Source organism: Pseudomonas sp. CFSAN084952 (genome assembly GCF_009648855.1).
Taxonomy (GTDB): domain Bacteria; phylum Pseudomonadota; class Gammaproteobacteria; order Pseudomonadales; family Pseudomonadaceae; genus Aquipseudomonas; species Aquipseudomonas paracarnis.
In genome coordinates this window covers 4,927,234-4,941,234 of record NZ_CP045767.1, presented here as the reverse complement: position 1 = coordinate 4,941,234, position 14,001 = coordinate 4,927,234, and the positions used below count along the sequence as shown (strand labels likewise).

The following is a 14,001-nucleotide window of genomic DNA, read 5'->3' as shown; positions in this document are numbered from 1 at the left end:
TGCTTTTAAGGTCGTGACGCAGAGCGTCACAGGATGCATGCCCACGCAGAGCGTGGGAACGATCTTAGTGGGAGCTTCACCATGCTGAATACCCTTCTTCCCATCCTGCTTTTTGCCGCCCTGGGCCTCGCCGTCCTCGGCGCCTTGCGCCGGGTGAACATGTGGCGCCGTGGCCGCTCGTCCAAAGTCGACCTGCTGGGCGGCCTTTTGGCCATGCCCAAGCGCTACATGGTCGACCTGCACCACGTGGTCGCCCGTGACAAATACATCGCCAACACCCACGTAGCCACGGCGCTCGGCTTTGTGCTGTCGGCGCTGCTGGCGATCCTGGTGCACGGCTTCGGCCTGCAGAGCCGCATTCTTGGCTATGCGCTGCTGCTGGCATCGACATTGATGTTTGTCGGCGCGATCTTCATGTACCTGCGCCGCCGCAATCCGCCTGCCCGCTTGTCCAAAGGCCCGTGGATGCGCCTGCCGAAAAGCCTGATGGCGTTCTCGGTGAGCTTCTTCCTGGTGACCTTGCCGGTGGCCGGGATTCTGCCCGCCGATTTCGGCGGCTGGCTGCTCGCGGCTTTGCTGAGCGTGGGCGTGCTGTGGGGCGTGTCCGAAATGTTCTTCGGCATGACTTGGGGCGGGCCGATGAAACACGCCTTCGCCGGTGCCCTGCATCTGGCCTGGCACCGTCGCGCCGAGCGCTTTGGCGGTGGCCGCTCCACCGGTCTGAAGCCGCTGGACCTCAGTGATAAAACCGCGCCGCTGGGCGTAGAAAAACCCAAGGACTTCACCTGGAACCAACTGCTCGGCTTCGACGCCTGCGTGCAGTGCGGCAAGTGCGAAGCAGCATGCCCGGCGTTTGCCGCCGGCCAGCCACTGAACCCGAAAAAGCTGATCCAGGACATGGTGGTCGGCTTGGCCGGTGGCACCGATGCCAAGTTCGCCGGCAGCCCGTACCCCGGCAAACCGGTGGGCGAACACGGCGGCAACCCGCACCAGCCGATCGTCAACGGCCTGGTGGACGCCGAGACCCTGTGGTCGTGCACCACCTGTCGCGCTTGCGTGGAAGAGTGCCCGATGATGATCGAGCACGTAGACGCCATCGTCGACATGCGTCGCCACCTCACCCTGGAGAAAGGCGCCACGCCGAACAAGGGCGCCGAAGTCCTGGAAAACCTGATCGCTACCGACAACCCCGGCGGTTTCGCACCCGGTGGTCGTCTGAACTGGGCGGCAGACCTGAACTTGCCGTTGCTCAGCGACAAAGGCAGTTGCGATGTGCTGTTCTGGGTCGGCGATGGCGCCTTCGATATGCGTAACCAACGTACCCTGCGCGCCTTCGTCAAAGTGCTCAAGGCCGCCAAGGTCGACTTCGCCGTGCTTGGCCTGGAAGAACGCGACAGCGGTGACGTGGCGCGGCGCCTCGGCGATGAGGCGACATTCCAGCTGCTGGCCACGCGCAATATTCAGACCCTGGCCAAGTACAGCTTCAAGCGCATCGTCACCTGCGACCCGCATAGTTTCCATGTGCTGAAAAACGAATACGGTGCCTTCAACGGCAACTACCGGGTGCAGCACCACAGCACCTTCATGGCCGAGCTGATTGGCGAGGGCGCGCTGAACCTGGGCCAGCACAAAGGCAACAGCGTGACCTACCACGACCCCTGCTACCTGGGCCGCTACAACGGTGAATACGAGGCGCCGCGCCAAGTGCTGCGGGCGTTGGGTATCGAGGTCAAGGAAATGCAACGCTCGGGCTTCCGTTCACGCTGTTGCGGTGGCGGTGGCGGCGCGCCGATCACAGATATCCCCGGCAAGCAACGTATCCCCGATATGCGCATGGACGACATCCGCGAGACCGGTGCCGAACTGGTGGCCGTGGGTTGCCCGCAATGCACCGCGATGCTTGAAGGCGTGGTCGAACCGCGCCCGTTGATCAAAGACATCGCCGAACTGGTAGCCGACGCGTTGCTTGAAGACGCCGCGCCGGCCAAAGTCCCCCTCAAGCGTGAACCTGCGGAGGTGCACTGATGAGCGATATTATCCGCCGCGACCCCCGGGCCGAATGGATCGCCCGTAACCGCCTGCACCCGTTGCACGCGGCGATGCAGCCGGTGCAACACAGCTGGATGGGGCCCAACGGTATCATTCGCAAAAACGTGCATGGTGTCGGTTTTATCGGGCCCAACGGCATCAAGCGCATCGACCGCAGCGGTGCCCAGCAGGGCGGCGCGGCCAAGCGCAGCGCGGCAGTGCAAGTGCAATTGCCGCTGCATCAGGTGCCGACCCCGGCGTTCTATATCAACGTGGTGCCGGACATGGTTGGTGGCCGTCTGAGCAGCCACGACCGTGACCTGCTTGGCCTGGCGCGCCAGTTGGCTGGCAGTGACGGCGCGGTATTGGCGGTGGTATTCGGTGAACACAAGGAAAGCGCCTTTGCCACGGCCGGCGTCGACCGTCTGCTGGTGCTGGAGGGGCATGAGTTCGAGGGTTATGCACCGGAGCAACGGGTGCAGGGCCTGCGCGCTGTGGATAACCAATTCAGCCCGCGCCACTGGTTGCTGCCAGATAGCCGCAGCGGTGGTGGCGAACTGGGGCGACGCTTTGCCGCCAGCCTCAAGGAACGCCCGGCGACGCGGGTGTGGCAGATCAAGGGCGAGGAGTGCATCGGCCGTGCCGGTGCCGGCCAGGAAGACCTGGCGCGACCGTTGCCCCGTCTGATCCTCGCCGCCGCCGAATGTGCCGATCCGGTCAGCGAAACCCGCCACGAAGTCTTGCCCGTGGAGTTATCCACAGGCCTGGCGCGCAGTTTGCCGCGTATCGAAGATCTCGGCGCGGTGGCGGTCGACCCGGCAGCGATTCCGATGGCCGAGGCAGAGTTCATTTTCTCCGGTGGCAACGGCGTAAAGGACTGGGCGCTATTCCACCAGACCGCCGCGGCCCTGGGCGCCACCGAAGGCGCCTCGCGGGTGGCAGTGGACGATGGCTTCATGGCGCGCGATCGCCAGGTCGGCGCCAGCGGCACCTGGGTCACTGCGCGGGTGTACGTGGCCGTCGGGATTTCCGGGGCGATCCAGCACCTGCAAGGCATCGGTGCCTGCGACAAGGTGGTGGCGATCAACCTCGACCCAGGGTGCGACATGATCAAGCGTGCCGACCTGTCGGTGATCGGCGAAAGCGCCGCGATACTGCACGCCTTGATCGCGGCGGTCGAGACCTACCGCAACGGCGCCAAGCGCGATGCAGCCTGAGGATATGACCATGACCAACACTGTATTCAGCCTGGTGTCCATCGGCGCTCACCCCACCTCCGGGCGTCCACGCCGTGCCGAGCAGGACGCGCGCGCGGTAGAGTTGGGGCTGCAACTGGCTGGGGATAAGTTGCAGGTGCTGCACGCGGGTGATGTCAGCGAGCCGACCCTGCGCAGCTACCTGGGCATGGGCCTGCCGCAACTGCAGGTACTCGAACAGCCGGCGGGCGCCGATGCGTTGCCGGTGCTCAGCGAGTATCTGCGCGACGCGGGCGCCCAAGTGGTACTGACCGGAAGCCAGGCAGAAACCGGCGAAGGTTCGGGGATGCTGCCGTTCCTGTTGGCCGAACAACTGGGCTGGCCGCTGATTGTGGGGCTGGCGCAGGTGGAGTCCATCGACGCCGGCGTAGCCCTGGTGCTGCAGGCGCTGCCTCGCGGCCAGCGGCGGCGCTTGAAGGTGCGCCTGCCGTTTCTTGCCACTGTGGATAACGCCGCGCCCAAGCCACGCCAAAGCGCCTACGGCCCGGCGCAACGGGGTGAACTGGCCGCCCATGACGTTGAGATTGAACACGACGAGTTATTCACAGGCGCACTGTTGCAACCGGCCAAGCCACGGCCAAAGCGCCTCAAGGTGATCAAGGCCAAGAGTGGTGCCGACCGTATGAAGGCCGCAACGGCCAAGGCCAGTGGCGGCGGTGGGCAGGTGCTCAAGGGCGTGAGCGCTGAAGAGGGCGCGCAAGCGATTCTCAAGCTTCTGGTAGAAGAGGGCGTCGTACGCTGAACCCTGACCACCACCAAACCTTGTGGGAGCTGGCTTGCCTGCGATATCGGTGGGTCAGCAACCCATGCATCCGTTGACGTATTGCAATCGCGGGCAAGCCCGCTTCCACATTTTCCTGCTTTATCTTGGGCTTACCCACAATGCCTGTTGATCCGCCTGTGGATAACCTGTTCGCGGGTGTCCACAAGCCCGGCATATCAAGCTCTGCAGCCCTCTGTACGAAAAACAACCAACCTAACTTGCGGTTTTTGCTCGGGTTTTCATCAGCTTGAGGCCTCGACTTGCCCCCAAAGTCTGTTGGCGCTTTTGTGGATAAGATGTTCGCTATCCGCTACAGGCCATATAAAACGTGGCTTTCACGAGGCTGGTTGAAAATTGATCAAATCCTAAATTTTTGCCTTTTAAACTGCTTGATATCCCCGATTTATGAGGGTTTCAAAGGCTTTTCCACAACCCGGACAAAGTTGCCCCCAAAGTCTGTTGGTGCATCTGTGGATAAGGTGTTCGCTTACCGCTGCAAGCCACGCCAAACAAGGCTCTTGGAGGTTTGATCAATAAATGATCAGCTTGAGCTGAAACCCGGAAGTTTGAATAAGTCACGGATTTTCTTGATTTAATTTTCGTCCACGACGCAATTGCCCACAATTGCTGTGGGTGGCTTTGTGGATAAGTTGTTGGGTAAAGGCTGGAGGGCAGGGTGGTAAAGGGCTGTATCAGAGCTGATCGAATTTTGAACAGCTAATCTGTCCAAATGTAAGAGCTGGCTTGCCTGCGATAGCGGTCTATCAGCCAATACAGACTTTGACAGACACCATGCCATCGCGGGCAAGCCCACTCCCAAACAAGCGTTATTCGTGAGCAGCTACGCCTTTGAGATAAGGCGCCGGCGCCGCACCCAGGTTGCTCAGCATGCGCTCGCTGTACCAATCCACAAAATTAACCACGCCAAATTCATAGGTCTTGGAGTACGGGCCGGGTTGGTAAGCGGTGGAGTTGATCCCGCGCTGGTTCTCTTCGGCCAGGCGGCGGTCCTGGTCGTTGGTGGCGTCCCACACTTGGCGCATGCGTTCCACGTCGTAGTCCACGCCTTCCACGGCGTCCTTGTGCACGATCCACTTGGTGGTAACCATGGTTTCCTGGGCGCTGATGGGCCACACGGTGAACACAATGATGTGGTCGCCCATGCAGTGGTTCCAGGAGTGCGGCAGGTGCAGGATGCGCATCGAGCCCAGGTCCGGGTTCTTGATGCGGCCCATGAGCTTGGCACAACCTTGTTTGCCATCCAGGGTCATCGACACGGTGCCCTTGAGTAGCGGCATGCGCACAATCCGGTTACGCAGGCCGAAGCTGGCGTGGGCGTAAGGGATCTTCTCGGCATCCCAGGCGGCGGCGGAGGCGGCTACGTGGTCCTTGAACGCCTGGTCGGCACGTGGGTCGGTAACGTCGTCCCATTCCAGCAGGGTTTTCAGCAGTTCCGGGTGCGAGGCGTTGCAGTGGTAGCACTCGCGGTTGTTTTCCAGCACCAGCTTCCAGTTGGCTTTTTCGAACAAGGTGGTCTGGATCGCCACCTTGGTGTTCTCCATGTCGTAGGGCTCCATGTAATGGCTGAGCGTCGACAGGAAGTCATCGATGGCCGGCGGGTTTTTGGCCAGGCTGATAAAGATATAGCCGCCAGCGGTCTTCACGTTCACCGGCTTCAAACCGTACTGCTTCATGTCGAAATCGGCGCCCATCTCGGTGCCGGCGAACAGCAGGCGGCCGTCCAGCTCGTAGGTCCACTGGTGGTAGTGGCAAACCAGCTTGGCGACCTTGCCCTTTTCGCTGGTGCACAAGCGCGAACCACGGTGGCGGCACACGTTGTGAAACGCATGCACCACGCCATCGGCACCCCGGATCACGATGATTGGGTTCTTGCCCACTTGCAGGGTCAGGTAGTTGCCCTTGGTAGGAATTTCGCAGGTCATGCCGGCGATCAACCACTCTTTCTGGAAGATCTCCTGCATGTCGATATCGAACAGCCGCTCATCAGAGTAGAACGGCTGCGGCAGCGAAAAAGTGCGCTCGCGCTCTTGCAGCATTTGCGCGGTGGCCTTGCGTGCGGGTTCCAGCGGATCGCCCAAGCTTAAGGTTGCGGTGACGTCCATCGTGTGTGTCCTCATGGCCATTCTGTGTGGCCGGCGAATAGTGGCTACGGTTGGTGCTGTGCAAGGCGTAAAGAACGCGTCTTTGTTGGGAGCGAGTGTGGGCCCGGCGTAACGTCGAACCTTATCCATGGGCGACATGGCCCAATCTGATCCCGACGCGCAAGCCCCTGTCTTTGGGGGCTGGTCGCCGTAAGTATGTGAATGTCGCAGATAGGTAAATGGGTGGTTCTCGCGTTACGCAGAATCGCCACCATAAGGCCGACGTCGGCGGTGGAGAACAACATGTCCAATAATTTCCTGAATCCGGTAACCACCCAGACCTGGGCCAATGGTCGGCACATCGTCCGCTGCGTCAAAGTCATCCAGGAAACCTGGGATGTGCGCACCTTCTGTTTTATGGCCGATCAGCCGATCCTGTTCTTTTTCAAGCCGGGGCAATTCGTCACCCTGGAGCTGGAAATCGAAGGCCAGCCGATCATGCGTTCGTACACCATTTCCAGCTCACCGTCGGTGCCTTACAGCTTCTCGGTGACCATCAAGCGCGTACCGGGCGGCCGGGTTTCCAATTGGCTGCACGACACTTTGCACGAAGGCCAGGAGTTGGCGGTGCACGGCCCGGTCGGGCTGTTCAATGCCATCGACTTCCCAAGCCCGAAAGTGCTGTACCTCAGCGGCGGCGTTGGGATCACGCCGGTCATGTCCATGGCGCGCTGGTTTTACGACACCAACGCGAACGTCGACATGACGTTTATCCACAGCGCCCGCTCGCCCAAGGACATCATCTATCACCGCGAGCTGGAGCACATGGCGTCGCGGATCGACAACTTCAGCCTGCACCTGATTTGCGAAAAACACGGCCTGGGCGAACCCTGGGCCGGGTATCGCGGCTATCTGAACCACAAGATGCTGGAGCTGATGGTGCCGGACTTCCTGGAGCGCGAAGTGTTCTGCTGCGGCCCTACGCCGTACATGAACGCGGTGAAGCGTTTGCTGGAAGTTGCCGGTTTCGACATGACCCGTTATCACGAGGAATCGTTTGGCGCGACGCCGCCCGAAGCCCGTGCCGATGCGGTGGAGCAGGCCGAGCAAGCGGCGGATGCGCCGGAGATCGATCTGGCAGACCTGCATCAAGTGGAATTTATCGCGTCCGGCAAAAGCATTCGCGTGGCACCGGGGGAAACGGTGCATGCCGCAGCGGCCAAGCTCGGCCTGCTGATCCCCAAGGCCTGCGGCATGGGCATCTGCGGTACGTGCAAGGTGATGAAACTGGGCGGCGAAGTGGAGATGGAGCACAACGGCGGGATTACCGAAGAAGACGAGGCTGAAGGCTACATCCTGTCGTGCTGCAGTGTGCCGAAGGGTGATGTACGCATCGAATTCTGATCTGCTCGTTCCCAACGCTCTGCGTGGTAACGCCGCCCAGGACGCTCCGCGTCCGGCCGCATTGAGGGTGTGACGCGGAGCGTCACGGGCTGCATTCCCACGCGGAGCGCGGGAACGATCTTCCCGGCAGCAGGCACATGCTCGTTCCCACGCTCTGCGTGGTAACGCCGTCCGGACGCTCCGCGTCCGGCCGCATTGAGGGTGTGACGCGGAGCGTCAAGGGCTGCATTCCCACGCGGAGCGCGGGAACGATCTTCCCGGCAGCAGGCACATGCTCGTTCCCACGCTCTGCGTGGTAACGCCACCTGGGACGCTCCGCGTCCCGCCGCAGTTGAGGGGTGACGCGGAGCGTCACGGGCTGCATTCCCACGCGGAGCGCGGGAACGATCTTCCCGGCAGCAGGCACATGCTCGTTCCCACGCTCTGCGTGGTAACGCCACCTGGGACGCTCCGCGTCCCGCCGCAGTTGAGGGGTGACGCGGAGCGTCACGGGCTGCATTCCCACGCGGAGCGCGGGAGCGATCTTTCCGGCAGCAGGCACATGCTCGTTCCCACGCTCTGCGTGGTAACGCCGGCCAGGACGCTCCGCGTCCGGCCGCATTGAGGGTGTGACGCGGAGCGTCACGGGCTGCATTCCCACGCGGAGCGCGGGAACGATCTTTCCGGCAGCAGGCACATGCTCGTTCCCACGCTCTGCGTGGTAACGCCACCTGGGACGCTCCGCGTCCCGTCGTAAGGGAAGGGGCGCGCGGATCTTCAGAGCCAAGGTTGGATGTCGATCAGGCCTGGCATACCTGCATAGTTGCGCGCGCTGGAGTAACGCCAGTGTTCAGCCAGGTCCACATAGCCCCGCTTTATGGGGTTGTGATGGATGTAATCAAGCTTCTGGCGCATGACTGCCTCGCTGTAAACCAACTCCGCATGTGAACCTTCCTGCCACAGTTGATAAACACGATCTGTCTTATGTGCACGCTTGCAGAAACGCAGGCGCTGCAATACCCGCTCCGCGCCTTTGCTTTGCAGGTCGTCAATGATGGTTCGGGCGGTGAAGGATTTGAATTGGCTGACGCACTTTCCCAGATCTGGCGCTTGAGCAATAAAGTGCAAGTGATTTTCCAGGATGACGTAACCAAACAAGTTTAAAGCGTGGTTGCTTTGTTGATATCGCCAGCAATCCAGAAGATGGTCCACCAGGTAGTTGCAGGTGAAGAGGGGGAGCCATTCCATGACAGTGCAGGTGAGGAAGTGGGGTTTTTCGGGTTCGGTGATGACATAGCGGCTTCTGCCCACGTGTTCATCCTTGATTTCGGGTGGACGCGGAGCGTCCGAGGAGGCATTCCCACGCGGAGCGCGGGAACGATCATGATTCAGCGTCGCGTCGCAGGCCATGAATCTGCGACGCGGCGCTTAGGCGTTAACAGTTATTGGGCATAGATATGAACAACGAAGTGCTGGCCTGAGTTTGTCAATTCGTAGGCTTTGTCGTAGATGGTCAACGTCCTTGAGGGCTCCTGAATGGTGTCCCCGATCTTGGCGTGTTTCCTGAACTCGTCCCAGTCTATGACCGTGGTGCTAGTGCCGCCGCCGCTTTGCAGTGTGTTGCCATTACTTTGATATTCCATGATAAAACTCTCCATTGATGTGCCTTTGCGGCCGATTATTCGGCTGGCGATGAAACCCGAAAGGCGGCAGTTATCGCTGCGTTTTCCTTGCGGGTAACAAGAGGCTAGACAATGAAAGCGAGCTACGTAGCGGTCGGAAATATCAAAAAACAGTCTCGGCAATCGGCCAGTACCAACTGGCCGAATTCGTACGTTAAGCGTTCATTACTTCCCGAATATCGGCAGCCAATTCCCTCACACGCTCTTCCTCGGTATCCCACGCACACATGAAGCGCGCACCGCCTTTGCCGATGAAGGTGTAGAAGCGCCAGCCCTTGGCGGTCAGCGCTGCAATCGCGGGTTCCGAGAGTTGCAGGAACACGCCGTTGGCCTGTACCGGGAACATCAATTCCACGCCGGGAATATCCGACACCAGGCTGCTGAGCAATTGCGCGCAATGGTTGGCGTGGCGTGCATGCTTGAGCCACGCGTCATTTTCCAGCAGGCCCACCCATGGCGCAGAAAGGAAGCGCATTTTCGACGCCAACTGACCGGCCTGTTTGCAGCGGTAGTCAAAGTCTTCAGCCAGTTTGTGATTGAAGAACAGGATGGCTTCACCTACCGCCATGCCGTTTTTGGTACCACCAAAGCACAGCACGTCGACGCCGGCTTTCCAGGTCAGGTCGGCCGGTGAGCAGCCCAGGAATGCACAGGCATTGGCGAAGCGTGCGCCGTCCATGTGCAGGTTCAGTCCCAGTTCCTTGCAGGTGGCGCTGATGGCGCGGATTTCTTCCGGGGTGTACACGCTGCCGACTTCGGTGGCCTGGGTCAGGGTCACGACGCGCGGCTTGGGATAATGGATATCCTGGCGCTTGAGGGCGATTTCGCGGATCGACTCCGGGGTCAGCTTGCCGTTCTCGGTACGGGCAACCAGCAGTTTGGAGCCGTTGGAGAAAAACTCCGGCGCGCCGCATTCGTCGGTTTCGACGTGGGCGGTTTCCGAGCAAATCACGCTATGGTAGCTCTGGCACAACGAGGACAGCGCCAGGGAGTTGGCAGCCGTACCGTTGAAGGCGAAGAACACCTCGCAGTCGGTCTCGAACAGATTGCGGAAACCGTCGGCGGCGCGGTGGGTCCATTCATCATCGCCGTAGGCGCGTTGATGGCCCTGGTTGGCTTGTTCCATGGCGGCCCAGGCTTCCGGGCAGATGCCGGAATAGTTGTCGCTGGCAAATTGTTGGCTCTTGTCGGTCATGGCCCGTTCCTGTGGTCGATGTTGGTGCGCACTTTACCCAAGATTGCCGGGGGCACGCACGCACTGTAAATGCAAAGTCGTTGGGGAATTATGCACGGTACTCACACCTTGCCTGTCGGACCTGTCCGAGATGGCGCTTTGGATCTGCTCAAGTGGCTGGCGCTGTTGAGTATGGTGCTCGATCATCTGCGCTATGTGGGGCTGAGCCTGGATGGGCTATACGTGCCGGGGCGTCTGGCGTTTCCATGGTTTTGCCTGGCGATTGCGGCCAATGTGCATCGTGTCCGTTACGTCCCAGTGACCGGCCATTGGCGCTACCTGGGTTGGTTGCTGTTGTTCAGCGTGATCAGCGAAGTGCCGTATCGGCTATTTATCGAGGACGCCGATACGTTGAATGTGCTGCCGACTTTGGTGTTAGGTTTGCTGGTTGCCCGAGGTTGGCAGCAAAAGGCGCTTTTTGATCGAGGATTAGCGCTGTTAGCGCTCAGTATCGCGGGGGCGTTTGCGACACATTTGATGTTCGGTTTTTTCGGTGTGTTGCTGCCTGTGGCGATGTTGCTGGTGTTCAGTCGCCCTTGGTATTTCAGTGTGCTTCCAGGCTTGGTTTGTGTTGCCGCCAACCAATGGCAGATTTTGCTGAATAGCGGCACACCGGTGGCGCTGTTGGGGTTGGCAACATGCCTGATTGCGCCATGGGTGGGTTTGGTCTTGTTGCGACATGCCAAAAATGTCTCGCCACCAGCGATGCGGCGTTGGGCCTATGCCTTATATCCACTGCATTTCTTGCTGCTGCTACTCATCCGCCAGATCATCGCCTAACCCCTGTGGGAGCTGGCTTGCCTGCGATGCACACACCTTGGTCTGCCAGTTGCACCGCAGCGATGCCATCGCAGGCAAGCCAGCTCGCACACAAGCGTTTGCACATTCTTCAGTCCATGTCGTAAACGCACCTTTGCGTGGCGTGCGCAGGCATTTGGCCCGCACGCGCCAGCCCTACCATCGCATCAAAGGGCCCTGCGAGGGCCTCAACAATACGAAAGGCTGGGAGAGACGCGATGTTCAGCAAACAAGACCAGATCCAGGGATATGACGACGCACTGCTGGCGGCGATGAATGCCGAGGAGCAGCGCCAGGAAGATCATATCGAGCTGATCGCGTCGGAGAACTACACCAGCAAGCGCGTGATGGAAGCTCAAGGCAGTGGCCTTACCAACAAATACGCCGAAGGCTACCCGGGCAAGCGCTACTACGGCGGCTGCGAACATGTGGACAAGGTCGAAGCCCTGGCCATCGAACGCGCCAAGCAGCTGTTCGGCGCCGATTACGCCAACGTGCAACCGCACTCCGGTTCCTCCGCCAACAGCGCCGTGTACCTGGCGCTGATCAATGCCGGCGACACCATCCTGGGCATGAGCCTGGCCCACGGCGGTCACCTGACCCACGGCGCCAAAGTGTCGTCCTCGGGCAAGCTGTACAACGCGGTGCAATACGGCATCAATACCGACACGGGCCTGATCGACTACGACGAAGTCGAGCGCCTGGCGGTCGAACACAAGCCGAAGATGGTCGTGGCAGGGTTCTCGGCCTACTCCAAGACCCTGGATTTCCCACGCTTCCGTCAGATCGCCGACAAGGTTGGCGCGCTGCTGTTCGTCGACATGGCCCACGTCGCCGGCCTGGTTGCCGCTGGCCTGTACCCGAACCCGCTGCCTTACGCCGACGTGGTCACCACCACCACCCACAAAACCCTGCGCGGTCCACGGGGCGGCCTGATCCTGGCCAAGGCCAACGAAGAAATCGAAAAGAAACTCAACGCTGCGGTATTCCCCGGCGCCCAGGGCGGCCCGCTGATGCACGTGATCGCCGGCAAGGCCGTGTGCTTCAAGGAAGCGCTCGAGCCCGGCTTCAAGGCGTACCAGCAGCAAGTGATCGATAACGCTCAGGCCATGGCCGAAGTGTTCATCAAGCGTGGCTACGATGTGGTCTCCGGCGGCACCGACAACCACCTGTTCCTGGTCAGCCTGATCCGCCAAGGCCTCACCGGCAAAGAGGCGGATGCCGCTCTGGGTCGCGCCCACATCACCGTCAACAAAAATGCGGTGCCCAATGACCCGCAGTCGCCGTTCGTGACCTCGGGCCTGCGCATCGGCACCCCGGCGGTGACCACCCGTGGCTTCAAAGTGCCGCAATGCATCGAGCTGGCCGGCTGGATCTGCGACATCCTCGACAACCTCGGCGACGCCGATGTCGAGGCCAACGTGGCCAAGCACGTGTCTGCCCTGTGCGCTGATTTCCCGGTTTATCGCTGAGCGCGGTTTTGGAGTAATGACTATGCAACGCTACTCAGGCTTCGGCCTCTTCAAGCACTCCCTCAGCCATCACGAAAACTGGCAGAAGATGTGGCGCACGCCGACCCCTAAAAAGGTCTACGACGTGGTCATCGTCGGCGGCGGCGGGCATGGTCTGGCGACCGCTTACTACCTGGCCAAGGAACACGGCATCACCAACGTGGCGGTGGTCGAGAAAGGCTGGCTGGGCGGCGGTAACACCGCGCGCAACACCACCATCGTGCGTTCCAACTACCTGTGGGACGAGTCGGCGCACCTGTACGAACACGCCATGAAACTCTGGGAAGGTTTGTCCCAGGACCTGAACTACAACGTGATGTTCTCCCAGCGTGGCGTGTACAACCTGTGCCACACCCTGCAGGACATCCGTGATTCCGAGCGCCGCGTAAGTGCCAACCGCCTCAACGGTGTGGACGGCGAGCTGCTGAATGCCCAGCAAGTGGCCGACGAGATTCCGTACCTGGATTGCTCGAAGAACACCCGCTACCCGGTGCTCGGCGCCACCGTGCAACGTCGCGGCGGCGTGGCCCGTCACGATGCCGTGGCCTGGGGCTTTGCCCGTGCTGCCGATGCCTTGGGCGTGGACCTGATCCAGCAGACCGAAGTGATCGGGTTCCGCAAGGAAAACGGCGTGTGCATCGGCGTGGAAACCAACAAGGGCTTTATCGGCGCCAAGCGTGTCGGTGTGGTGACTGCCGGTAATTCCGGGCACATGGCTTCGCTGGCGGGCTTCCGCCTGCCGATCGAATCCCACCCGCTGCAAGCCCTGGTGTCGGAGCCGATCAAGCCGATTATCGACAGCGTGATCATGTCCAACGCCGTGCACGGTTACATCAGCCAATCCGACAAGGGCGACCTGGTGATCGGCGCCGGTATCGACGGCTACAACGGTTACGGCCAGCGCGGTTCGTACCCGGTGATCGAGCACACCATCCAGGCCATCGTCGAGATGTTCCCGGTGCTGTCACGGGTGCGCATGAACCGCCAGTGGGGCGGCATCGTCGACACCACGCCGGATGCCTGCCCGATCATCTCCAAAACCCCGGTACCGAACATGTTCTTCAACTGCGGTTGGGGTACGGGCGGCTTCAAGGCCACCCCAGGCTCAGGCAACGTGTTTGCCGCCAGCCTGGCCAAGGGTGAAATGCACCCACTGGCCGCACCTTTTTCCATCGACCGTTTCCACAACGGTGCGTTGATCGACGAACACGGCGCTGCGGCCGTCGCCCACTAACAGGAGAAAT

Annotated in this window: 11 protein-coding genes; 7 read left to right on the top strand and 4 right to left on the bottom strand. The window is 60.9% G+C overall.

Annotation, left to right across the window (positions count from 1 at the left end):
- Positions 1-81 precede the first annotated feature (81 nt).
- From dgcB to GH769_RS22545, 3 genes are read left to right on the top strand one after another with little or no spacing between them, the layout of a single operon-like run.
- Positions 82-2,025, top strand: a complete 1,944-nt coding sequence (dgcB, locus tag GH769_RS22555) for a dimethylglycine demethylation protein DgcB (RefSeq protein ID WP_019817451.1) — start codon at positions 82-84, stop codon at positions 2,023-2,025.
- Positions 2,025-3,245, top strand: coding sequence for an electron transfer flavoprotein subunit alpha/FixB family protein (locus GH769_RS22550; RefSeq protein ID WP_014720242.1), 1,221 nt, complete (start codon positions 2,025-2,027; stop codon positions 3,243-3,245). Before dgcB ends, GH769_RS22550 begins: the two co-directional genes overlap by 1 nt.
- A gap of 4 nt (positions 3,246-3,249) precedes the next feature.
- Positions 3,250-4,026, top strand: coding sequence for an electron transfer flavoprotein subunit beta (locus GH769_RS22545; protein ID WP_165835065.1), 777 nt, complete (start codon positions 3,250-3,252; stop codon positions 4,024-4,026).
- An 848-nt stretch (positions 4,027-4,874) separates the two neighbouring features.
- On the opposite strand, the gene gbcA is transcribed toward GH769_RS22545, so the two are convergent.
- Entirely contained in the window at positions 4,875-6,170 is a 1,296-nt protein-coding gene (gene gbcA, locus GH769_RS22540; RefSeq protein ID WP_032902310.1) for a glycine-betaine demethylase subunit GbcA, read from the bottom strand.
- A 282-nt stretch (positions 6,171-6,452) separates the two neighbouring features.
- Between gbcA and gbcB the strand changes: the two genes are divergently transcribed.
- Positions 6,453-7,553, top strand: a complete 1,101-nt coding sequence (gene gbcB / locus GH769_RS22535) for a glycine-betaine demethylase subunit GbcB (RefSeq protein ID WP_014720237.1) — start codon at positions 6,453-6,455, stop codon at positions 7,551-7,553.
- 756 nt (positions 7,554-8,309) lie between these two features.
- Here gbcB and GH769_RS22530 read toward each other — a convergent pair.
- The 3 genes from GH769_RS22530 to GH769_RS22520 all read right to left on the bottom strand — a co-directional run bounded on the left by GH769_RS22530 (position 8,310) and on the right by GH769_RS22520 (position 10,409).
- The gene (locus GH769_RS22530) at positions 8,310-8,843 is read right to left on the bottom strand and encodes a hypothetical protein (protein ID WP_020302143.1); all 534 of its coding nucleotides are present in this window, start codon (positions 8,841-8,843) and stop codon (positions 8,310-8,312) included.
- A 131-nt stretch (positions 8,844-8,974) separates the two neighbouring features.
- Positions 8,975-9,175, bottom strand: a complete 201-nt coding sequence (locus GH769_RS22525; RefSeq protein WP_014720236.1) for a hypothetical protein — start codon at positions 9,173-9,175, stop codon at positions 8,975-8,977.
- 193 nt (positions 9,176-9,368) lie between these two features.
- Positions 9,369-10,409, bottom strand: coding sequence for a low specificity L-threonine aldolase (locus GH769_RS22520; protein ID WP_014720235.1), 1,041 nt, complete (start codon positions 10,407-10,409; stop codon positions 9,369-9,371).
- 90 nt (positions 10,410-10,499) lie between these two features.
- On the opposite strand from GH769_RS22520, the gene GH769_RS22515 reads away from it, so the two are divergent.
- The 3 genes from GH769_RS22515 (at position 10,500) to GH769_RS22505 (ending at position 13,991) form a co-directional block, all read left to right on the top strand.
- Positions 10,500-11,228: a TraX family protein gene (locus tag GH769_RS22515; RefSeq protein ID WP_014720234.1), complete on the top strand. Its 729-nt coding sequence runs from the start codon at positions 10,500-10,502 to the stop codon at positions 11,226-11,228.
- 236 nt (positions 11,229-11,464) lie between these two features.
- On the top strand, positions 11,465-12,718 hold the full coding sequence (gene glyA, locus GH769_RS22510) for a serine hydroxymethyltransferase (RefSeq protein ID WP_017738444.1): 1,254 nt from the start codon (positions 11,465-11,467) through the stop codon (positions 12,716-12,718).
- Positions 12,719-12,740: 22 nt separating this feature from the next.
- On the top strand, positions 12,741-13,991 hold the full coding sequence (locus GH769_RS22505; protein ID WP_003176546.1) for a sarcosine oxidase subunit beta: 1,251 nt from the start codon (positions 12,741-12,743) through the stop codon (positions 13,989-13,991).
- The last annotated feature ends 10 nt before the right edge of the window (positions 13,992-14,001 follow it).